20 protein-coding genes are annotated in these 20,343 nt (G+C 66.9%); 6 read left to right on the top strand and 14 right to left on the bottom strand.

The genetic code is table 11. The features are described 5' to 3' along the window. Position 1: 1 nt before the first annotated feature. From BJ987_RS15045 to BJ987_RS15015, 7 genes are all read right to left on the bottom strand, one after another. The gene (locus tag BJ987_RS15045) at positions 2-1,195 is read right to left on the bottom strand and encodes a serine/threonine-protein kinase (protein ID WP_209889788.1); all 1,194 of its coding nucleotides are present in this window, start codon (positions 1,193-1,195) and stop codon (positions 2-4) included. A gap of 118 nt (positions 1,196-1,313) precedes the next feature. Further along, positions 1,314-2,174, bottom strand: a complete 861-nt coding sequence (locus BJ987_RS15040; RefSeq protein ID WP_209889785.1) for a fructosamine kinase family protein — start codon at positions 2,172-2,174, stop codon at positions 1,314-1,316. Between the two features lie 32 nt (positions 2,175-2,206). Next, positions 2,207-3,004: a hypothetical protein gene (locus tag BJ987_RS15035; RefSeq protein WP_209889782.1), complete on the bottom strand. Its 798-nt coding sequence runs from the start codon at positions 3,002-3,004 to the stop codon at positions 2,207-2,209. Positions 3,005-3,186: 182 nt separating this feature from the next. Then, positions 3,187-4,299: a dual-specificity RNA methyltransferase RlmN gene (gene rlmN, locus BJ987_RS15030; RefSeq protein WP_209889779.1), complete on the bottom strand. Its 1,113-nt coding sequence runs from the start codon at positions 4,297-4,299 to the stop codon at positions 3,187-3,189. Between the two features lie 283 nt (positions 4,300-4,582). Next, complete coding sequence (locus BJ987_RS15025; RefSeq protein WP_209889776.1) at positions 4,583-5,770, bottom strand: TetR/AcrR family transcriptional regulator; 1,188 nt, start codon at positions 5,768-5,770, stop codon at positions 4,583-4,585. Continuing rightward, positions 5,770-6,600: an SDR family NAD(P)-dependent oxidoreductase gene (locus BJ987_RS15020; protein WP_209889773.1), complete on the bottom strand. Its 831-nt coding sequence runs from the start codon at positions 6,598-6,600 to the stop codon at positions 5,770-5,772. The genes BJ987_RS15025 and BJ987_RS15020 overlap by 1 nt, the downstream gene beginning before the upstream one ends. 15 nt (positions 6,601-6,615) lie before the next feature. Further along, positions 6,616-7,803 (bottom strand): lipid-transfer protein, encoded by a 1,188-nt coding sequence (locus BJ987_RS15015; RefSeq protein WP_209889770.1) that lies wholly within the window; start codon positions 7,801-7,803, stop codon positions 6,616-6,618. A 191-nt stretch (positions 7,804-7,994) separates the two neighbouring features. Here BJ987_RS15015 and BJ987_RS15010 point away from each other — a divergent pair, with 191 nt between their 5' ends. The 3 genes from BJ987_RS15010 to BJ987_RS15000 all read left to right on the top strand — a co-directional run bounded on the left by BJ987_RS15010 (position 7,995) and on the right by BJ987_RS15000 (position 11,473). Continuing rightward, entirely contained in the window at positions 7,995-9,539 is a 1,545-nt protein-coding gene (locus BJ987_RS15010; protein ID WP_209889768.1) for an acyl-CoA synthetase, read from the top strand. A 147-nt stretch (positions 9,540-9,686) separates the two neighbouring features. After that, positions 9,687-10,949: a lipase family protein gene (locus BJ987_RS15005; RefSeq protein WP_209889765.1), complete on the top strand. Its 1,263-nt coding sequence runs from the start codon at positions 9,687-9,689 to the stop codon at positions 10,947-10,949. A gap of 47 nt (positions 10,950-10,996) precedes the next feature. Continuing rightward, positions 10,997-11,473 (top strand): LapA family protein, encoded by a 477-nt coding sequence (locus BJ987_RS15000; RefSeq protein ID WP_245365972.1) that lies wholly within the window; start codon positions 10,997-10,999, stop codon positions 11,471-11,473. Here BJ987_RS15000 and BJ987_RS14995 read toward each other — a convergent pair. From BJ987_RS14995 to rpsB, 5 genes are all read right to left on the bottom strand, one after another. Then, positions 11,470-12,393: a phosphatidate cytidylyltransferase gene (locus BJ987_RS14995; protein ID WP_209898417.1), complete on the bottom strand. Its 924-nt coding sequence runs from the start codon at positions 12,391-12,393 to the stop codon at positions 11,470-11,472. The genes BJ987_RS15000 and BJ987_RS14995 overlap by 4 nt on opposite strands. 67 nt (positions 12,394-12,460) lie before the next feature. Next, complete coding sequence (gene frr, locus BJ987_RS14990; RefSeq protein WP_209898414.1) at positions 12,461-13,018, bottom strand: ribosome recycling factor; 558 nt, start codon at positions 13,016-13,018, stop codon at positions 12,461-12,463. A 68-nt stretch (positions 13,019-13,086) separates the two neighbouring features. Further along, positions 13,087-13,827, bottom strand: coding sequence for a UMP kinase (gene pyrH, locus BJ987_RS14985; protein ID WP_209889762.1), 741 nt, complete (start codon positions 13,825-13,827; stop codon positions 13,087-13,089). 200 nt (positions 13,828-14,027) lie between these two features. Then, positions 14,028-14,852, bottom strand: a complete 825-nt coding sequence (gene tsf / locus BJ987_RS14980; RefSeq protein ID WP_209889759.1) for a translation elongation factor Ts — start codon at positions 14,850-14,852, stop codon at positions 14,028-14,030. 95 nt (positions 14,853-14,947) lie between these two features. After that, positions 14,948-15,805, bottom strand: a complete 858-nt coding sequence (gene rpsB, locus BJ987_RS14975) for a 30S ribosomal protein S2 (RefSeq protein ID WP_209889756.1) — start codon at positions 15,803-15,805, stop codon at positions 14,948-14,950. A gap of 392 nt (positions 15,806-16,197) precedes the next feature. Here rpsB and BJ987_RS14970 point away from each other — a divergent pair, with 392 nt between their 5' ends. The 3 genes from BJ987_RS14970 (at position 16,198) to BJ987_RS14960 (ending at position 18,135) form a co-directional block, all read left to right on the top strand. Then, a complete protein-coding gene (locus BJ987_RS14970) occupies positions 16,198-16,965 on the top strand; it encodes a hypothetical protein (protein WP_209889753.1) in 768 nt (255 codons plus the stop codon). 47 nt (positions 16,966-17,012) lie between these two features. Continuing rightward, entirely contained in the window at positions 17,013-17,543 is a 531-nt protein-coding gene (locus BJ987_RS14965; RefSeq protein ID WP_209898411.1) for a M23 family metallopeptidase, read from the top strand. Positions 17,544-17,622: 79 nt separating this feature from the next. Further along, positions 17,623-18,135, top strand: coding sequence for a DUF1990 domain-containing protein (locus BJ987_RS14960; RefSeq protein ID WP_209889750.1), 513 nt, complete (start codon positions 17,623-17,625; stop codon positions 18,133-18,135). 155 nt (positions 18,136-18,290) lie between these two features. Here the strand turns inward: BJ987_RS14960 and BJ987_RS14955 are convergent, their stop codons facing one another. After that, complete coding sequence (locus BJ987_RS14955; protein ID WP_209889747.1) at positions 18,291-19,007, bottom strand: GAF and ANTAR domain-containing protein; 717 nt, start codon at positions 19,005-19,007, stop codon at positions 18,291-18,293. Between the two features lie 108 nt (positions 19,008-19,115). Further along, the gene (locus BJ987_RS38005) at positions 19,116-19,832 is read right to left on the bottom strand and encodes an ANTAR domain-containing protein (protein WP_209889744.1); all 717 of its coding nucleotides are present in this window, start codon (positions 19,830-19,832) and stop codon (positions 19,116-19,118) included. Positions 19,833-20,343: the final 511 nt, after the last annotated feature.

Raw genomic sequence — 20,343 nt, 5'->3', positions numbered from 1 at the left:
CTCAGGCGGCCATGGCCCAGATCAGGGCGATAATGGTCAGGAAGACCACCACGCCGAGAATGCTCAGCAGAATCTTCATGTTCGAGGCCATGCCCTGGGGCGGTGGCTGCTGTGGGCGGTAGCCGCCGGGCTGATATCCGGGGCCGGACTGATAGCCGGGCTGCGGGCCGTAACCGGTTGCGGGGAGCTGGTTTCCGGTCGGCTGGGGCCGTGCCTGCTGATAGGGCAACGGCTGGGGAGTGGGCATGTGATGCGGCTGCGACTGCTGGCCGGTGATCGGCGCCGCGGTCGGCATCGGGTGCGGTGTGTGCGCGGCGACCTGCATCGGCATGGGTGTGGGCCCGGTCGAGGGACGGTGTCCGGCGCCGGCGCCGGACAGCACCCGCTGTACCGCCGCCGCGAATTCGACGCACGAGTCGTAGCGGTCGGTGGGGCGTTTGGCCAGGGCGCGGCCCATCACCTGATCGAGCGCGGGCGGCAGATCCGGTCGCAGGCCGCTCACCGGCGGCGGCGGTTGCTGCAGATGCCCCTGAATGACGGCGGCCGCGTGCGGTGATTCGAACGGCACCGAACCGCTGAGTAGCCAATACAGGCTGCAGGCCAGCGAATACTGGTCGGTGCGGTCGTCCAGCTTCGCGCCGGTGAGCTGCTCGGGGGCGGCGTAAGCCAGTGTGGCGGTGAAGGTTCCGGTCTGGGTGAGCTGTTTGGTGTCCTCGCGCGGGCGGGCGATGCCGAAGTCGGTGAGCAGCACGCGTTCCCGGCCGACGCCCTTGGCCAGCAGGATGTTCGCCGGTTTGACGTCGCGGTGCAGCACGTTCATCCGGTGCGCGTAATCCAGTGCCGTAGCGGTTTCCGCGACGATCTGCGCCGCGCGCTGCGGCGGCAGCTTGCGCGGATCCACCGAGGACGCGTCGATTCCGTCGATGTACTGCATGGAGATCCACAGCTGCTCGTCTTCCAGGCCGCGGTCGAACACCGTCACGATGTTCGGATGATCCAGTTGCGCAACGAGATCCGCCTCCCGCTCGAACCGGGCCCGGATCTCCTCGTCCTCGTACAGCTCCCGGCTCAGCAGTTTCAGCGCCGTCTGCCGGGGCAGGCGCGGATGCCGCGCCAGATACACCGACCCCATGCCACCCCGGCCGAGTAGTCGTTCGATGGTGTAACCGGCGAAGACATCACCAGGCTCCAGCACGTAATTCTCCTTCCCCATCGAGCGCAGGCGGAGATCCGTGCAACTCTTCGAGCTTCCGGGCGGTTCGCTCGGATGCTACCCGGTCGGCTCGGGCTCCGGCGCACCCTTCGCACGCTACCTACCCGGCGGCGGCGCGCACCAGATCCGCGAACGCGCGGCCGAAGAACGCGGTGTGCACGAGCGCCAAATGCAGCTGGTGCAGCCCGATCCGGTCCATCCAGCCCGCCGCGAGCGGATAGTGCTCCTGGTACGCGGACAGGATTCGGTCCGAATACGGTGCGCCGCCGAACATGCGCAGCGTCGCCAGGTCGGTCTCCCGGTGTCCGCCGTGCGCGGCGGGGTCGACCAGCCACGCCTGATCGCGGCCCCACAACAGATTGCCGGGGTGCAGATCGCCGTGGATCCGGGCGGGCGGCTCCACGGGCGCCTCGGCCCGGTCGAGGGCCGCCTCGACGGCCGCGACCGCCCCGCCGGTGAGCGCGCCGTTATCTCTGGACCGGCGCAGATACGGCTCGATCCGCCGGGAGCGATACCACTCCAGCCAGCCGGTACCCGCATCGGGCGGTGTGTTGTCCAGGGGCTCGGTGCCGATGTACCCAGGCCATTCCGCACCGAAAGCCGGACACGGGGCTTTGTGCAGTGCCGCCAGCCGGCGACCGAAGTCCTCGGCCGCTGCCGCGCTGGGCGAGCCATGGGCGATCCACGTCATGGCGATGACGCGCTGATCCACCGCGATCACCTCCGGCAACGCCGGCCCGCCCGGCACCCTGAGCCACCGCAGGCCCGCGGCTTCCGCGGCGAAGAAATCGTCCGGCGGCGGCGACGATCGCCGTTTCGCGAACAGTTCGTGTCCATCGTCGAGGGTCAGCCGTTCGGCGACACAAATATCGCCGCCGGGAACGGGTGTCACCCGAATACGCTGATGTTCCAGCATCATTCCCAGCTGCCGCGGGTTGGCGCGAAGCCACGCGATATCCATGCGCAGAGACTACGAGCAGAAGGACCCGGCGGTCATGGTGCGGTCGCGGCGCCACCGGTGAGTGTCCGGTACGCCCAGGCCGAGGCGATCACCGACAGCGGAATGGTGACGAGCAGACCCAGCCCGCAGGGGATCGCGCCGAGCACGTTGAGCGCGGCCAGCGTGATGGTCAGCAGCAGTATCGGCCCGAGATCGGCGCGGATCGCGGCGGCACTGGCCCGAATCGCGTCAGCCGCCCGCAGATTCCGGTCGATGATGAACATATAGGTCCACTGCAGCAGGAACGCGACCACGATCGAGGCGATCCCGCAGAGGACACCGAGGATCGCGAACACCACACCGCCGATGCCGAAGAACACCTGCGCGAGGACCCCGAGGATGCCGATCACGACAGCAGCGAGGAAGAACTGCCCGAAGTTCTTCAGCGTGGTGAACCGGACGAGACCGGGTCGCTCCCCCGCCACCTCGGCCAGCGCCGCCTGCGTGAAGACATTCCAGAACAGCGTCGTCAGCAACCAGGCCAGCACGGCGCTCACCGTCAGCACACCGGCCGTCTCGACATCGCTGTCGAATCCCCCGGTCGTCCCGGTGGCCACTCCGAGCAGAATCCCGAACAGCACCGTCACACCCACCCACGGCACCGGATTCGCCTTGAACCGCCGCCAAGCGAACGAGACCGCGTTGCTCGCCGAGAACCGCACCGGCTCGCCGTATCCCATCCCCGCGCCCGGTCCTTGCGCGTACTCCTGCCCACCTTGCGCGGGGTACTCCTCGTACCGCCGCTCATTCGGGTCGTGCGGCTGCTGGGGATCGAAACCGGACGAAGTCATACGGTGCTCCTCTGCGCGGGCGACACTGAGATCGAGACACACTTCTCATGGACAGTACCGCCAGCCGCACCCAGCCGAGCCCCGCTCATATTGCGACTGAGAAACGATCACGCCCTGCGACGTCACCGGCTATTCGGATGGCGGGCGCACACCGGATATGCGCCGCCGACACAGCACGAGCGTCAATTTTCGGCGGCGAGCTGACCGCAGGCAGCCGCGATCTCCTGGCCGCGGGTGTCGCGGACGGTGCAGGGCACGCCCTGTTCGTTGACGCGGCGGACGAATTCGCGTTCGACAGGTTTGGGTGCGGCGTCCCATTTGCTGCCCGGCGTGGGGTTGAGCGGGATGACGTTGACGTGCACTCGGGAGCCCAGGGCTTTGTGCAGCTTCTTGCCGAGCATGTCCGCACGCCACGGCTGATCGTTGATATCGCGGATCAGGGCGTATTCGATGGAGACGCGGCGGCCGGACTTGTCCGCGTAATACCGTGCGGCGTCGAGGACTTCGGCGACCGGCCAGCGATTGTTGACCGGTACCAACGTGTCTCGGAGTTCGTCGTCCGGAGTGTGCAGGGAGACAGCCAAAGTCACCGACAGGTCCTCGTCGGCGAGTTTGCGGATAGCGGGGGCAAGGCCGACGGTGGAGACGACCACGTTGCGCTGGGAGATACCGAAACCGTCCGGGGCCGGCGAGGTGATGCGGCGGACGGCCGCGACCACGCGCTTGTAGTTGGCGAGGGGTTCGCCCATGCCCATGAAGACGATGTTGGAGAGCCGCCCCGGGCCACCGGCGACGTCGCCGTCGCGCAGAGCGGCCGCGGCCGAGCGCACCTGATCGACGATTTCGGCGGTGGACAGGTTGCGCGTCAAGCCCGCCTGGCCGGTCGCGCAGAACGGGCAGGCCATGCCGCAACCCGCCTGGCTGGAGATGCACAGCGTATTGCGGTCGGCGTAGCGCATGAGCACGCTCTCCAGCAGGGTGCCGTCGCCGGCTTTCCACAGCGTCTTGCGGGTCTCCCCGGCATCGCAGGTGATGTGTTTCACCACATTGAGCAACGGCGGGAACAGCGCAGCGCCAATTTTCTCCCGCACCGGTGCGGGGAGATCGGTCATCTGCTCCGGATCGGCCTGCAACCGTCCGTAGTATTGCCGCGCGATCTGGTCGGCCCGGAATTTGGGCAGCCCCAACTCCTCGACCGCCTTCTTACGCCCGTCCGCGTCGAGATCGGCTAGATGGGTGGGCGGCATGCCCCGGCGCGGGGCATCGAAAACGAGGGGTACGGGGACGGCGGTCATAGTGCCTCCAGTGTCCCATACCGAGATCTTGGCCCATCCGGGCCGTTCGAGCCCTGGGACCGTCGGCCTGCGTCACGGCAGCGGACCAGCCTGCGTCACGCGGCGGAACGATTTTCGTCAGCGCAGCGGGAGCCTGCGCCGGCGCCACGGCCCCACCCACACTGAGCGCTGCGGGCCAATCTCCACCAGGGTGCCAGTGGCCCAACCCGCCAGAGCAGCGGAACGGCCTGCGTCACGGCAGCGCAGCCAGCCCCTGCGCCACGGATCCGCGCGGCAACGGCCACTAGATATCGAGGATCTGCGCACCGATCGCCGCGGACACCGCTTCGATGTCCGGCAGTGCCCGCAGGTGCGGGGTCAACGCGGTGTCGTTGATCATCATTTGCACGGCCTGCACCCGGATGCGGGCGGCCACCGGATCCCAGGCGGGATGGATTTTGCCCAGCAGATGCACCCATTCCGCGATGTAGGCGAGTTGGCCGGTGCGGGCGCGATCGAACTGCGCTGGCGGGAGGTGTCGCGTCTCCGAGACCAGGGTCCGCATCAGATGCGGGTTCTCGAAGACCACGGCGCTGTAGCTGTCCAGGATTCGGGTGAGCGCGTCGGCGGGGTCGACGGCGTGGGCGAGCGCGCGGTGCACGCCCATGCGCAGCCACTCCTCGCCGCGGACGATGGCGGCCAGCAGGATGTCGGCCTTGCTCGCGAAGTGGTTGTAGACGCTCGCGCCCGCGATACCGACGCTGTCCCCGATGTCTTCGACGCTGACAGTTGTAAAGCCTTGCTCGGCAAAGAGTTTGGTCGCCTCGGTGAGAATCGCCTCGCGCCGGGACAACGCCGCCAGCGGCCCCGGCGGCGTGGGTGGGCGGCGTGGGCCCAGTCGAGGTATCCGAGCCTCGAGTGTGCGCGCGATGAGTTCGCTGAGCAGTCGAGTGAATTCGGTTTCGGGCAGCGACAAGCCGTGGAAGGACACGCTGTTGGCCACCGACAGCGCCGCCCAAGCCAGCAGATCCCGCTGCGCGGCGTCCAGCTCGGGACGGGTCGCGCCGACGAGTTCGGCCATCCGGGCGCCGATCCGCCGGGCCAGTTCCCGGAACGCGGCGCGTTCATCCTCGTCCACCAGGTACCGGCCCTCGCGGCGCCACAGCACCCCCGCGCCGCGGTTGGCCAGTACACCGGCCGCCAGCGTCGAGGCGGCTTGCTCCGGCCGGTCCGCGGAGGCCGCGAGCGCGTCGTCCAGGGATTGCAACGCGCCCGCGACGACGGTGGCCAGCAGATTGTGTTTGCCGCGGAAGTGCCGGTACAGCGCGGACGGGCCGATCGCCACCGCTTCGGCGACCTCGCCCATGCCGACGGCGGCATACCCCTTGCGGTAGAACAGGTCGCTGGCCGCGGCGACGATCAGTTCGCGCCGGTTCGCCGGGCGGGTGCCGCGGGCCGGCCGGATTACGCCCGGCCCGTTCACCCTTGCCATCAGATGTTGAAACCGCCGCCGCACACCACGGTCTGGCCGCTGATGTAGTTCGACTCTTCGGTGCAGAACAGGTACACCGCGCCCGCGGCCTCGGCCGGGGTACCTGCGCGGCCCAGCGGAATCATCTGCTCCATGGCGGCCGCCAGCTGCGGATTGACACCCACCCTGATCTCCTTGCCCTGCACCTCGATGGTGCCGCCGCTGTCGGAGGGTGCCTCGGTGAGCCGGGTCTTGATCATGCCGAACGCGACGGCGTTGACGGTGACGTTGTAGCGGCCCCACTCCTTGGCCATGGTCTTGGTCAGACCGAGCAGACCGGCCTTGGCCGCGGAGTAATTCGCCTGTCCCGCATTGCCACCCGTGCCCGCCATCGAGGAGATGTTCACGACCTTGCGGCACGGCACCGCCTCGCCGTTGGCCCTGGCTTGTTTCACCAGCCCGCTGATCACCGGTTGCGCGGCGCGCAAGATCCGGAACGGCGCCTTCAGATGTACGTCGAGGATGGCGTCCCACTGCTCGTCGGTCATCTTCTGGATCACCGAATCCCAGGTGTAGCCGGCGTTGTTGACGATGATGTCCAGCCCGCCGAAGTGCTGCACCGCGGTCTGTACGAACCGTTCGCCGAAATCCGCGTCGGTGACATTGCCGATACACGACACCGCCTGTCCCCCAGCGGCTTCGACGGCGGCGAGGGTTGCCTTCGCCGGTTCGGCGTCGAGGTCGTTCACCACCACTTTCGCGCCTTCGGAAGCGAGTTTCAGCGCGACCTCACGGCCGATGCCGCGGCCGGAGCCGGAGACGAGGGCGACCTTGCCTGCCAGAGTTCCCATGTGTGTCAAGACCTTTCAGCTCACCTTCTCGTACAGGGTCACCACGGCCGCGCCGCCGAGCCCGATGTTGTGCTGCAGAGCGACTTTCAGCTCACCCTCGACCTGACGTGCTTCCGCCCGGCCGCGCAACTGCCAGACCAGTTCGGCGCACTGCGCCAGACCGGACGCCCCGAGCGGATGCCCCTTGGACAACAGGCCGCCGGACGGGTTCGTGACGACCCGGCCACCATAGGTGTTGTCGCCGTCGTTGACGAACTTCTCCGCGGTGCCCTCGGGGGTCAGTCCGATGGCCTCGTAGGTGAGCAGTTCGTTGGCGGTGAAGCAGTCGTGCAACTCGACCACGCGGATATCGGCCGGCGCGATACCGGAGGCCTCGTAAACCTGCTGTGCCGCTGCCTTGGACATGTCGTAGCCGACGATCTTCGCCATGTCCTTTGCCTCGAAGGTGGACGGGAGGTCGGTGGTCATCGCCTGCGCTCTGATCACCACCGAGGCGTCGATGCCGTTGGCCTTGGCGAATTTCTCGCTGACCAGCACCGCGGCGGCCGCGCCGCAGGTGGGCGGGCAGCACTGCAGCCGGGTCAGCGGACCGTAGATGTGCGGGGAGGCCAAGACTTCCTCGACGGTGAGCGGATCGCGGAATACCGCGTAGGGATTGTTGGCGGCATGCTTGCGCGACTTCACCGAAATCTTGGCGAAGGTTTCCGGTGCGGTGCCGTACTTTTCGGCGTACTGCCGCCCCGCCCCACCGAACATCTGCGCCGCGAACGGCGCGGCGGTGCGCTCCTGGATCTGGTCCATGACCACGTTGAAGCGGTCGAACGGCGTGGGCCGGTCGGTGTAGCCCAGGGCGAGCGCGCCGCGTTGCATCTGCTCGAACCCGACCGCCAGCGCTACGTCGACGACACCGGCTTCGACCGCTTGGCGCGCGAGGAAAAGCGCCGACGAGCCGGTGGAACAGTTGTTGTTGACATTGATGACCGGGATGCCGGTCTGCCCCAAGCCGTAGAGCACGGCCTGCCCGCAGGTCGAGTCACCGTAGACGTAACCGGCGTAGGCCTGCTGGATCCTCGAATACTCGATTCCCGCGTCGGACAAGGCTTTTCGCGCCGCCTCGGTGCCCATGACGTCGTAGGTCTCGGTGCGGCTCGGCGTCGTGAACGGGATCATCCCGACACCCGCCACCACCACGCGATTATTCATGGCAATCCTAAGAAGTGAGACTATCGAAAATTCACTTAATTAAGCGCCACAGTCCCATCCGGGGTCAAGGGCGACACCTAAACATGCTGGTAATAGCGGATTTTGAAGCCAATTCACCAGAATCACCCTTAACTTGATGAGCTCTGTTACCTTGCTATCGATTCACATCGCAAGCACGGAGGTAGACGCCGATGTATCTCACCCAAGGTCTGCATCGTGCGGTCCAGCAGAACCCCGACGGCATCATGACGATCTGTGGTGATCGCACCCGAACGTTCGCGGAGGTCGCCGAGCGCGTGGCCCGGCTGGCGGGGGCACTGCGCGGACTCGGTGTCGCCGACGGCGACCGGGTGGCGATGCTGTCGCTGAACTCCGACCGCTACAGCGAATATCTGCTGGCCGTCCCGTGGGCGAACGCCGTGCTCAATCCGGTCAACATTCGCTGGAGCCCCGCCGAAATCGTCTACAGCTTCGCCGATTCCGGCACCACGGTGCTTTTCGTCGATGACGCGTTCGCCGCGATGCTCCCGGTGATCCGGCAGGGCTACGACGGTTTGGTCGCGGTGATCCACTGCGGTGACGGGCCCACCCCCGAGGGTGCGCTGTCGTTCGAAGACCTCGTCGCCCGCAGCGAGCCCATCCCGGATGCCCGGCGCGGCGGAAGCGAACTGGCCGGCGTCTTCTACACCGGCGGCACCACGGGCTTCCCCAAGGGCGTCATGCTCAGCCACGACAATTTGTTCTCCTCGGCGCTGGGCTCGGTCGCCACGGGCTACCTGTTCGCGCCCGGCGCCACCTATCTGCACGCAGCGCCGATGTTCCACCTCGCCGACCTCTCCGGCTGGGCGGTCGTGGTGTTCCTCGGCGGTACGCATGTGATCATCCCGATGTTCGAGCCGGTGGCCACCATGCGCGCGATCGCCCAGCACAAGGTGACCGACGCCCTGCTCGTACCGGTGATGCTGCAGATGCTGGTCGACCATCCAGAGATTCACGACCACGACCTCTCCAGCCTCGAGCGCGCCCTCTACGGCGCCTCGCCGATCTCGCAGGCGGTCCTGGCGCGGGTGATGAAGGCGTTCCCCAACGCGCGAATGACCCAGGCCTACGGCATGACCGAGCTGTCCCCGGTCGCCACCCTCCTCGGCCCCGAAGACCACACCGGTGACCGGATGCGCTCGGCCGGCCGCGCCGCGCCGCACGCCGAGGTCCGCATCGCCGACCTGGACGACAACGAGGTCCCGCGCGGCACCGTCGGCGAAATCCAGGTGCGCGGCGACCACGTCATGCTCGGCTATTGGAACAAACCCGAGGAAACCGCAGCCGCGCTGCGCGGCGGCTGGATGCACACCGGCGACGGCGGCTACATGGACGAGCAGGGCTATGTCTTCGTGGTCGACCGGATCAAGGACATGATCGTCACCGGCGGCGAGAACGTGTACTCCGTCGAGGTGGAGAACGCCGTCGCCGCCCACCCGAACGTCGCCGCCTGCGCCGTCATCGGCGTCCCGGACGAGGAATGGGGCGAACGGGTGCACGCCGTCATCGTCTGCCTGCCCGGCACCACCGTCACCACCGAGGACATCCGCGAGCACGTCAAATCGCTCATCGCGGGCTACAAAGCTCCGCGCAGCATCGAGCTCACCGACGCGCTCCCGGTGTCGGGCGCGGGCAAGATCCTGAAGCGCGAACTCCGCCGGAAATACTGGGACGACACCGGCCGCCAAGTGCACTGACGAAACAGCACACCTTCATCTGGGTCTGACCGAAAATACGCTCGGCCCCAAGGGATCCGACTGTTCCGATCCGCCGCAGCCGCTCGACCTGGCGACTACAGTCTCACTCCAGCGCTAGCCGAGCGCATTGTCACCGGGGGGCTTTGCATGTGGGGTTTACGAGTCGGCGCGACGCTGGCCGCTGTCGTGGGAATCGTGGTCGGCGGCAATGCGCTGACAGTGCTGTCGCCCGAGTGGCATCCAGCCACTCCGGCGCGGGCCGAAGCCGGAGCGGTTCCGCTGCCCGACGAGGACGCCTTCTACACGGTGCCGGAGGCCAGCTCCGGCGTGCCGAACGCGACGGTGCTCGGTTCCCGCTCGATCGACGCACAGGCACTGTTGCTGCCGATGCCGGCCAACGCATGGCAGATCCAGTACAAGACGATCGACAATCACGAGCGCCCGAGTGCGTATATCGCCACAGTGCTTGTCCCGCGCCAGGAATGGCGCGCTCCTGGTCCGCGTCCGCTGCTCTCCTACCAGGTCGCCGAGGACAGTGTCGGCTCGCAATGCGCTCCCTCCTACGCGCTGCGCGGCGGGCTCGGCGGCGGACCGACCATGGCGCTCAGCGAGACCGGCATCATTCGCACCGCGCTGCAACAGGGTTGGGCAGTGGTCGTGCCCGACTACCAGGGACCGAATTCCGATTTCTCCGGAGCCGGCGGTTACGCCCGCGGCGTGCTCGACGGCATTCGCGCCGCCAAGTCGTTCGCACCGGCCGAAATCGACCCGGCCGCGCCCACGGCGCTCTGGGGATACTCCGGTGGCGCGCTGGCTACCGCCGTCGCGGCCCAGGAGCACCGGGTCTACGCCCCGGACCTGCGGTTGACCGCGATAGCCCTCGGCGGGGTGGTCGCCGACCACGAAGCCACCTTGCGATCCTTCAGTGGCAGTATCGCCGGCGGTGCGCTCGCGATCGGACTCGTCGGCCTGCTGCGCTCCTACCCGCAGCTGGATCTGCCGCGGTACGTCAACGATTTCGGCCGCCGAGTCCTCGCGGCGAGCCAGACGTACTGCTTGCACGATGCGGTGCTCGCGTATCCGTTCCTGAAAGCGGCGGACTTGGAGGCGTGGCCCGGTTCGATCACGAACAACGCCGAGATCAGTACGGTCGCGCGCCAGGCCAGCCCGCTCTTCCGAGCCGGGGTCCCGACCGCGCCGGTCCTGTTCCATCATGCGACCAACGACGAATTCGCCCCGATCGCCGCGGCCCGCGCACTCGCCGCACAGTACTGCGACGGCGGCGCCACAGTCGCGCTGGCGGAGAACCCGGTCGGTGAACACGGCACCGAAACCATTACGGGGCTGCCCATGGTCCTCGCCTACTTGGCGGACCGCTTCGCCGGCAAACCCGCACCGACCAACTGCTGAGCGGGGATTTCGCGCCCGGAGCCGGTGATCGAATGACGGTCGGCGCGATGCGTAACCTGGTCGGTTCCGGGAATGCCCGGAACATGTCGCTGAATCCCGAATACTCGCCCGACCCGCGGCGGCCGGAGTCCCCGCCGCAACGCATCCCGCCCGAGCCCTATCAGCCCGGACCGGAGCCCTACCACACCGAGACCGAAAAACATGGTCCGGACTTCGCTCCGGAGCCCGCCCCCGAGACCACACCACCCACAGCACCGGCCACGTCCACTGTCACCGCCAAGAAATCACTCGGCACCCGCACCGGATGGACGTGGGTCGGACTGATCGTCAGTGCGTTCATCTTGATCGTGCTGCTGGTATTCATTCTGCAGAACCTGAACAGCGTGCGAGTGGGCCTGCTGTTCTGGGAGTTCAATCTCCCGGTCGGCATTGCCGTGCTGCTGTCCGCGATCGGCGGCGCATTGCTGATGGCCACCGTCGGCGGGCTGCGCATCCTGCAGTTGCGGCGCGCCGTCAAACACTAGATCAGGGTGCTGAGCACCAGCCAGGAGACGAAGGCCGACGGCAGCATGGAGTCCAGACGATCCATGATGCCGCCGTGGCCGGGCAGCAATGTGCCCATGTCCTTGATGCCGAGTTCCCGCTTGACCTGAGATTCGATCAGGTCACCCAGGGTGGCCACGACCACCAGGCCGACGCCGAGCACGACGCCGATCATCGAATTGGCCTGCAGCAACAGGGTTACCGTGAGCAGGCCACCGATGACGGCGAAGACCAGGGAACCGCAGAAGCCTTCCCAGGACTTCTTCGGGCTGATCGACGGGACCATGGGGTGTTTGCCGAACAGGACACCCGCGACATAGCCGCCGACATCCGAACAGACCACCAGGATCATGAAGGTCAGGACCCGCAGATTGCCGTCGGGTTCGAGCAGCAGCAGCGTCGCGAAGGACGCCAGCAGCGGGATCCAGGCCAGCGTGAAGACGGTGATCGCGGTGTCCCGCAAGAAGTTTCGCGGCGCCTGCTGCAAACCGTGATCGAACAGGCGCCACACCATGCAGATCAGGGTGGTCGCCGCGAACGCGCCCGCGACGCCACTGGCGCCGAACGGCCAGCCCAACCAGAACACCGCCTGACCGCCGACTATCAACGGCACGCGCGGCACCAGCACGTCGGCCTCGCGCAAGCGCTTGGCCACCTCCCAGGTGGCGACGCCGACACCGGCGCCCGCGACCGCGATGAAGACCTTGGGCACGAAAAGCAGGATGGCGATCAGCGATAAGCCGAGGCCTAGGCCGACGGCCAGGGCCGCGGGCAGGTTACGGCCTGCCCGCGACTTGGGTGCCGCGGGAGCGGCGGCGGGTGTGGCGTATTCAGATTCAGGTGTGCCGCTGGCCGGTCTCGGCTCCTCGGCCGCACCGGTCGCGGCGGCGTTCTCGGCCACGATTGTCCCGTCGCTCAACTCGTCTAGTTCCGTTCATCCCCCGCCAAGAACCGCCGTCCGAGGAAACTCAGACCTCGAGCAGTTCGGCTTCCTTGTGCTTGACCAACTCGTCGATCTGGCCGACGTATTTGGCGGTGGTCTTGTCGAGGTCTTTCTCGGCGCGGCCGACCTCGTCCTCGCCCGCCTCGCCATCCTTCTGGATGCGACCCAGTTCCTCCATGGCCTTGCGCCGGACGTTGCGGATGGAGACCTTCGCGTCCTCACCCTTGCCCTTGGCCTGCTTCACCAGTTCCCGGCGCCGCTCCTCGGTGAGCTGCGGGACCGAGATCCGAATGATGTCACCGTTGTTGGTGGGGTTCACACCGAGATCGGAGTTGCGGATCGCGGTTTCGATCGCGCCCAGCGTGGACTGCTCGTACGGCTTGATCACCACCATCCGCGGCTCGGGCACGGTGATGCTGGAGACCTGGGTGATAGGGGTCGCCGAACCGTAGTAGTCGATGACGATTCGGTTGAACATGCCGGGGTTCGCCCGACCGGTCCGGATGCTCCCGAGATCGTCCTTCGCCACCGAGACGGCTTTCTCCATCTTTTCCTCGGCGTCGAAGAGCGCTTCTTCAATCACGACCATGTCCTTCCTTGACACCGGCTCCACAGCGTCGTCATCGTCCTGACCCCTGGCTTGGGTTTTCCCTAGACCTCGGGGTCGGTCCGAACCAATGTGCCGATTTTCTCACCGGCGACCGCCCGGGCGATATTGCCCTTCGTCAACAGATTGAACACCAGAATGGGCATCTGGTTGTCCATACACAGGCTGAAGGCGGTTGCGTCGGCGACCTTCAAGCCCTGTTCGATCACTTCCCGATGGCTGATCTCGGTGAACATGGTGGCGCTCTCCACCACCCGCGGGTCCGCGTCGAACACCCCGTCCACGGCTTTGGCCATCAGCACCACGTCGGCCTCGATCTCAAGGGCACGCTGGGCGGCGGTGGTGTCGGTGGAGAAGTAGGGCATGCCCATGCCCGCGCCGAAGATGACCACGCGGCCCTTCTCCAGGTGCCGCTTGGCGCGCAGCGGCAGATACGGTTCGGCGACCTGGCCCATGGTGATGGCGGTCTGCACGCGGGTGTCGATGCCCTGCTTCTGCAGAAAGTCTTGCAGCGCAAGGGAGTTCATCACGGTGCCGAGCATGCCCATGTAATCCGAGCGGGCGCGGTCCATGCCGCGCTCCTCCAACTCGGCGCCGCGGAAGAAATTGCCGCCACCGATGACCACGGCCACCTGAATACCGTCGGAGACCACCTCGGCGATCTGCTCGGCCACCGTCTGCACCACATCGGGGTCCAGGCCGACCTTGCCGCCGCCGAACATCTCGCCCCCCAATTTGAGAAGCACCCGGCGATATCCTGGGCGGTCGGTCCCCGGGTCCGTCATCGGTGCTCGTCTCCTTCGGCGATTGATCATCAACTGGCGCGAGTGCGCAACACAAAGCGTTCTCATCCTGCCCTATCCGGAAAGCAGCACGGCACAAGCCCCCGTACAAGGCGCGTCCGGACGAACAGAAAAAGACCCCTCACACATTGAATCACAATGTGTGAGGGGTCTTTTCACTGGATTGGACCCAGCGGCGGCGGTCAGGCCTGTCCGACCTCGAAGCGAGCGAAGCGAGTCACGGTGACACCGGCCTCGTCCAGCAGCGCCTTGACGGTCTTCTTGGAGTCGGTGACCGAAGCCTGCTCCAGCAGCACGACATCCTTGTAGAAGCCGTTGACGCGACCTTCGACGATCTTCGGGAGGGCGGCTTCGGGCTTGCCCTCTTCCTTGGCCGTGGCCTCGGCGATCTCGCGCTCCTTGGCGACGAGTTCGGCCGGCACGTCCTCACGGGTCAGGTACTTGGCCTTGAGGGCCGCGACCTGCATACCGGCGGCACGGGCAGCGGCCTCGGCGGCCTCGCCCTCGCCCTTGTACTCGACCAGCACGCCGACGGCGGGCGGCAGGTCGGTGGCACGCTTGTGCAGGTAGACGGCGACGGGGCCGTCGAAGGACGCGACGCGACGCAGCTCGAGCTTCTCACCGATCTTGGCGGCGAGCTCCTGCACGGCCTGATCGGCGGTCTTGCCGCCCAGGTCGACAGCCTTGAGCGCGTCCAGGTCGGCCGGGCGGGCCTTCGCGGCGGCGGCCACGATGCTGTTGGCCAGCTCCTGGAACTCCGCGTTCTTGGCGACGAAGTCGGTCTCGGAGTTGATCTCGATCAGGACGCCATCCTTGGCGGCGACCAGACCCTCGGCGGTGGAGCGCTCGGCGCGCTTGCCGACATCCTTGGCGCCCTTGATGCGCAGGAACTCGACGGCCTTGTCGAAATCGCCGCCGTTCTCCTCGAGCGCCTTCTTGCAGTCCATCATTCCGGAGCCGGTCAGGTCCCGGAGCCGCTTCACATCGGCAGCGGTGTAGTTCGCCATCTCGGGCGAGCCTCCCTTTTCAAGTCGGATACTGGGCAGCGGTGATCACGCTGACAGGTCAACATGATCACCGCTGAAACAGAGTTTTAAGAGACTCAGGCCTCGGCCGGGGTCTCAGCCGGGGCCTCGGCCGGAGCCTCAGCAGCGGCTTCAGCGGCCGGGGCGTCGGCGGCGGCGGGGGCAGCCTGCGCCAGCAGCTCCTGCTCCCACTCGGCGAGGGGCTCGCCCGCGCCGGCTTCCGGCTTGTCGTCGGAGGAGGACTGGCCCGCGCGGGCCTGCACGCCCTCGGCCACCGCGGAGGCGACGACCTTGGTCAGCAGGGCGGCGGAACGGATCGCGTCGTCGTTACCCGGAATCGGGTAGTCGACCAGGTCGGGATCGCAGTTGGTATCCAGGATCGCGATGACCGGGATGTTCAGCTTGCGCGCCTCGCCGACGGCGATGTGCTCCTTGTTGGTGTCGACGACCCAGATGGCCGACGGAACCTTGGCCATGTCCCGGATACCACCGAGGGTGCGCTCGAGCTTGTTCATCTCACGCGTCAGCATGAGGATTTCCTTCTTGGTGCGACCCTCGAAGCCACCGGTCTGCTCCATGGCCTCGAGCTCCTTGAGGCGCTGCAGGCGCTTGTGCACGGTGGAGAAGTTGGTGAGCATGCCACCCAGCCAGCGCTGGTTGACATACGGCATACCGACCCGAGTGGCCTCGGCCGCGATCGACTCCTGGGCCTGCTTCTTGGTGCCGACGAAGAGAACGGTGCCACCGTGGGCGACGGTCTCCTTGACGAACTCGTAGGCCTTGTCGATGTAGGTCAGCGTCTGCTGCAGGTCGATGATGTAGATGCCATTGCGGTCGGTGAAGATGAACCGCTTCATCTTCGGATTCCACCGACGAGTCTGGTGTCCGAAGTGCGCGCCGCTGTCGAGCAGCTGCTTCATAGTTACGACAGCCATTGCTCTCGTATCTCTCTTTCTTTGCCGGTTGACGCTACGGATCGGTGATCCGAAGCCCTGGCGCCTCCGAACCGTCGGACCCGGGCCGTTGAGCTCGGGACCAGCCGACGATTCCCTGTTTCGCGATTACGCTGCCGCGACCGAACCCGCAGAATGACTGGAGTTCTGGTTCGAACAGCGCCGTTACGAACAAGCACGGATGGCGCGCGAAGTCGGTCCATAGCAAGCACAGACCGCTCAACCAGTCTACGGCGTGCGGGCTCCTGCTCTAAATCGGCCTGCACCCGGACCGCTGACCAGGAGAAATGCGAGATATCCACAGTCCGCGAAGTTGTCCCCACTCGCCGGAACGCGGGTTACGACACGCAACCGGCGAGACGAGTCTCGACCGCATGACCCGAATCTCGATCACCACGACCATGCTCGTTCCGCTGGCCTTCGCGGGGGCGATGTTCACCGCCGCACCCGCGCGAGCCGTCCCCGATCCGGTAGCCGGGCAGTGCACCGGCTCCGTGTGCAGCACGCCGCGGCGGATCGACCACGTCCCTCCCGCGCCCGGAATTTCCGCCGCCGAGATAGAACGACTCGTCACGCAATTCGGTCCACCGCTGCTGCGGTTGGCGCCGCTGACGGCGGAATTCGTACCCCGCCTCGCGGCGGCGCTCGGTGTCCCGGCGGGCGAGGTCGACCGCCTCGTCACCGAATTCGGCCCGCCCCTGGCACAGTTGGTACCGCTCGCGGCCGAGGCGGTGCCGCGCATCGCCGAGGCGCTGGGGCAGTCGGCTACCGATATCGAGCGTTTGATCGCGGAATTCGGTCCGCCACTCGCGCGGCTGGTGCCGTTGACCGCGGAGTTGATGAGCGGCCTGATCGGGCAAGCGGCAGCGCCGCCGGCGGCAAGCCAATCGCCGACCGACCCGGAGGAGGCTTCTCCCCCACCGCCTACTCGGACACGCACCCCGAAGCCGCGATCGACGCCCGGCGATCCGTCACCACGAGCGCGGCAGTCTCCGCCGCTGGTGCTGCGGTTGTCCGGCACCGATCCGAAATCGTCCGGTTCGGATCCCAATAAGGATGACCTCGACACCCGCTGTCCGTCTGAGGAGTCGTGCGCGCCGGAGGTCACCGTGCTGGTCACGCTGCAGTGGGGCACGAGCTGAGGGTGGCCGGACGCACTGCACTGAGGATCGGCCAGGGCCGCCTGCGTATGCGCTGGTTCGGTGTGCTCCTGGCCGGTCTGACAGTGGCTGGCGCGGGCCTGGTCGAGCAAGCGGTGGCAGCTCCGGTGGCCGGTGAGTTCGGCTGGCCCTTGCGACCGCGACCCGCGATCGAGCGGCGTTTCGACAAACCGGCGCGGAACTGGTTACCCGGGCATCGCGGCGTCGACTTGGCGGGGATGCCGGGGCAGGCAGTGCTGGCGGCCGGTGCCGGGATCGTGGTGTTCGCCGGGGAGGTGGCTGGAAAGCCGGTGGTGTCGATCGATCACCCCGGCGGTTTGCGCACGACCTACGAGCCGGTCGAGGCGGATGTGGCGGTAGGCCGCCGAGTTGTCCGAGGCGCGCCCATCGGCACCCTGCAAGCCGGGCACGAAGGCTGCGCGGTCGCCTGCCTGCACTGGGGCGCGCGTCGAGATTCGAGCAGACCCGGCGCGTACGAATACCTGGATCCGCTAGCACTGCTGCGTATTTCGCCGGTTCGATTGAAACCGGTGACTCCGACGCGGATCAGTTCACGATGACTCGAAAGGACAACGACTCGAAAGGACAACCCGAAGAGTCGGCTTCCGTCTCGCCGGGTGGCGGGTAAAGAATCAGTGCATGCAGAACGCTGGCGATCCACCATTCACCTATGCCGAGGTCGGCGCGACGCTGACGACGATGCCGGAGGGGTATCACCAGTTTCGGTTGCGACGGCGCATCGGGCGCGGGCGGGAGCTGTTCGAACGGGCCGGGGCCGCGATTCTGGCGTATCGAATGCAGAAGGGCATCAGGATCTTTCGCGAGGCGAGTACGCCGACAGCGGAGCCTGGCACGGTGCTGACGGTGCGGCTCGGAGTAGGGCCGGTCGGGATAGTCGCGCCATGCCGGGTGGTGCAGGTACTGGCGGAAGAGAATCGGCGCGGATTCGCCTATGGGACGCTGCCCGGGCATCCCCAGTCGGGCGAGGAATTGTTCGCGGTGGAGTACGACCCCGCAGACGAGAGTGTCTACGGGTTGGTGGTCGCGTTCTCGCGTCCCGGGACTTGGTACACCAGACTCGGCGGGCCGGTGGTGCGGGTCGTTCAGCGGTTTGTCGCCGGTCGATACATCGGCACGCTGCCGACGAACTGACATCGTGCACACCTGGCGTGGCACGGATGGATCAGGGCGTGCGGATCCAGTCGGCGCGGGAGACGCGTTGAGCATCGGCTCGCATGCCTGGGAGATACGTTGAGCATCGGCTCGTATGGCGTGGGAGATGCGTTGAGCATCGGCTCGCATGCGTGTCAGATGCGCAGCCGCAGCTCGACGATGCCGGTGGCGACCGCCTGCACGCTGATGCGGTTGCGGCGGGCGTGCGTCCGGATCAGTTTGTAGGCGGCGTCGGGGGTGATGTTGCGGGCGTTGGCGATCACGCCTTTGGCCTGTTCGATGACGATGCGTGCGTCCAGGGCGTGCTGTAACTGGTCGGCGAGTTGCTGTTTTTCGCGCAGCCGGTCCACGGTGACGAGGTGCCCGGCCGTCAACTCAGCCAATAGTTCACCCACCGATAGGTCCGGCGGGGCCCAGTCCCGGCGCTCCGCGGAATAGATGCAGAGCGCTCCGAAGCTGAGATCGTCGTGCCGCAGCGGAGTGCTGGCCACCGAGGACATGCCGTGCCGCTCGGCCGCACTCGCATATTCGGGCCAGACGTCGAGGTATTTGCCGATCTCGGTCACAGTGACGGCTTCGCCGTGCCGCATGGCTTCCAGCGCCGGGCCCCGAGCCGCGTCTAGCTGGCTACGTGCCAGCTCCGCCAGCGACTCCGTCGACGCGCTGATCGATGCCGGATGGCCCTCGGACTGCCCCGCTTCGTCCCATACTCGCAGCACGGTGGCGCCGGACAGGTGCAAAAGGTCGGTGGCACTGACGAGCACGTGCTCCAGCACCGCGGCGACGTCATCGGCGGCCATGAGACGCGCGAGCCTCGCCAGCGCTGTTACCAGCAGCTCGCTGTCAGACATCCGAACCACTCCTGTACCCGCCGACCTCTAATAGTCCGCCACGGAGATCCTGCGCCACACCCGGCCCAAGTCACCATGGTATGGACCGATCGGCCTCCAGCGAAACCTTCAGTTGCGGCGGGTATTCGACGGAGGTACGTCGAGCGCCGCCGCGATCGGCAGCCGCCGCTCGATTATGCGCTCGGCGACCTCGGATAGCGAAAGGCCTTGCCGGGCAGCCAGAGACCGTAACCACGCGTAGGCATCGGGGGCGCCGACATGCAGATGATCTATCACCATGCCCGCCGCCTGGTGGATCAGGACGCTCTCGCGCGGCGGCGTCAGCCAGCCGGCTGACCCTGCCGAGTGGGCCGAAATGAGCTGCGCGGTGAGCAGATCCGCCAACCGCCGGGCCGCGGAAACAGTCGGCGGTGCGGCCATGCCGGGGTCCGGGTCGAACAGGTCGAGGGTGCCGATCCGCGCCATGCCCAGCCGGAGCGGCACCGAGATCATGGCACCGGCGATCTTCTCCCGTGTCATAGCGGCGACGAACTCGGGCCACCGCGGGCAAGGGGTGGTGAGATCCGGCAACGGTACCGACACTCCGGTGGCAAATGCGTAGACAGCGGGACCGGCGGCGACCACCGCCTGCAAACTCTCGATCCGGGCGGCGTCCTCGCCGACGACCGACCACGGCCACAGACCGAGATGTCGTTCGCCGATCAGGATCGCCGCACCGCGCACCGGAAGGACGTGCAGACACGCCTGACACGCGGCGGAGATATCGCCCCCACCGAGTCGCAGTGCCGAGCTGAACCGCTCAGTCAATTGATCGATATCTGCCACGCCACCCTACAACCGCTTGCGCTCGACCGGCAGCGTCAGGATAGCTGAAATTAACCGACTTCTGTCCTACAAAAGGACTGCCAGCAAATTTACGTCGGCCCCCGACCTGTTCACATGCCCCAACCGATCGCAGTCGCCGTATTGCGCTGCGGCGCAGCCGTGCTCAGCTCAGTGCTCACCGGTCTCCGGTCTCCGGTCTCCGGTCTCCGGTCTCCGGTCTCCGGTCTCCGGTCAGGTTCGTCGATCCCCGGTCTCCGGTCTGGGTCTTCGATCCCCGGTCTTCGATGCTCGATCTCGATGCTCGGTCCCCGGTCCCCGAACCTGTGGCCTGCGGTCCGTGGTCCGTGGTCCGTGGTCCGTGGTCCGTGGTCCGTGGTCCGTGGTCCGTGGTCCGTGGTCCGTGGTCCGTGGTCCGTGGTCCGTGGTCCGTGGTCCGTGAGCGGATGATGGCAGCGATGTCCGCCTCGGTGATTTCCAGCGAGTCACCTCCGCGGAGCACCCCGACCGTCGA

This window comes from Nocardia goodfellowii, from assembly GCF_017875645.1.
GTDB lineage: Bacteria > Actinomycetota > Actinomycetes > Mycobacteriales > Mycobacteriaceae > Nocardia > Nocardia goodfellowii.
The sequence above is the reverse complement of the archived record's forward strand: the minus strand, read 5'-3'. Positions and strand labels throughout refer to the sequence as shown.